The sequence below is a fragment of the Neobacillus drentensis genome (assembly GCF_036966985.1).
GTDB lineage: Bacteria > Bacillota > Bacilli > Bacillales > Cytobacillaceae > Neobacillus > Neobacillus drentensis_E.
Map to the genome: position 1 here is coordinate 1 of NZ_JBALSN010000476.1, position 1,396 is coordinate 1,396.

Genomic DNA, 1,396 nt, shown 5'->3' on the forward strand with positions numbered 1-1,396 from the left:
ATCCAATAGTGATTCTGAGAATCCATTTTCTTTTCCTGCTTTAATATCCTTGGCGTTTTCGGCGATTAACCACTCTTTCTCCGTCAATAGATGGTCCGCCATCGTTAACAACGCTGCATTTTTGTCTTCAGTTGACAGCATCCCCAATTGTTTAGAAGCATTTTTTAATTTGCTGGCTTTTTCTAATAATTCACTCATCCATTTTCACTCCTTTGGCATTGTAACCCAATTATCACGATGAATCACTTCTGCTTTTTTGTTAATCGAATAATCTTTGGATTGTTCACTTGGCAAGCCTTTTACTTTTTGTAGATTCTTAGAAGAATAGTAGCTTTGGCCTTTCCCGACGATTCTCCCTTTTTGATTGCGGACCACGACCACATCTAAGGCATTAAACTCGCCTATTACATTCGTCACTCCCACTGGCAGTAGACTTTTACCTTGAAACAACACTGCATTCACTGCCCCATCATCAATTTCGATTACACCGCCGACCTGTGAGTGGTAGGCGATCCATTGCTTCCTCATTTGCATTTGCGTTTGGAAGGGCCCGCCAATATACGTCCCATCCCCTTTACCAGCTAAAATATCCACCAGTTTTTCCTTTCCTTTACCTGTGCCGACAAAGACACTGACCCCGAGGGAAAGAGCTTTTTTTGAAGCTAGTAATTTTGACTTCATTCCACCCGTTCCTACCGAAGAACCGGCTTCTCCGGCAACTCCTAGAAGGCTTTCAGATATTTCGGGAATAAAATGATATTTCTTAGCTTCCTTTGACGTTTTTGGATTGCCATCATATAAACCATTCACATCGGTTAAGATCATTAGTGCATTGGCATGTAAAAAGCCACTTACAAGAGCAGACAACATATCGTTGTCACCGAAAGTCAATTCCTCAATTGCCACCGAATCATTTTCATTGATAATCGGGATCACACCTTTTTGAAGTAACTCCTGAATCGTATTAAAGAGGTTATGAAACCGGACCTGGCTATAAAAGTCTTCACGTGTTAATAGGATTTGGGCCGGTACGATACTAAACTCGTTAAACAACTGAATATACTTTTGCATCAGAAGCCCTTGACCAACAGCAGCCGCTGCTTGTTTCCCAGAAACAGTTTTGGGACGGGTGGGATAACCAAGAGAACCGAATCCCGCGGCTACAGCCCCAGATGATATAAGTAAAACATCATGGCCCTGTTCTTTTAAAAAAGCAAGTGCCTCAACATGGTCACGTATTTTTTCTTCAGAAATTGTCCCTGAGGCATTCGTAAGTGAACTGCTCCCAATTTTTACAACCACCAACTGTTTTTTCATTTCCCTCTAACCCTTCTTTTAAAATAGGCTGTGGTAAACTTGTCTGTTGATTTCCGTTCCAGGCACTTCGCTTTCCGCG

General features: G+C 41.9%; 1 protein-coding gene and 1 pseudogene. Both read right to left on the reverse strand.

All coding sequences use genetic code 11. The features are described 5' to 3' along the window. Positions 1 to 198: pseudogene (proA, locus tag V7659_RS25755) on the reverse strand (glutamate-5-semialdehyde dehydrogenase); the annotation flags it as partial. A gap of 6 nt (positions 199 to 204) precedes the next feature. Next, positions 205 to 1,317 carry a glutamate 5-kinase gene (gene proB, locus V7659_RS25760; protein WP_335542953.1) on the reverse strand — a complete coding sequence of 371 codons (1,113 nt, stop codon included), beginning with the start codon at positions 1,315 to 1,317 and terminating at the stop codon, positions 205 to 207. Positions 1,318 to 1,396 lie beyond the last annotated feature (79 nt).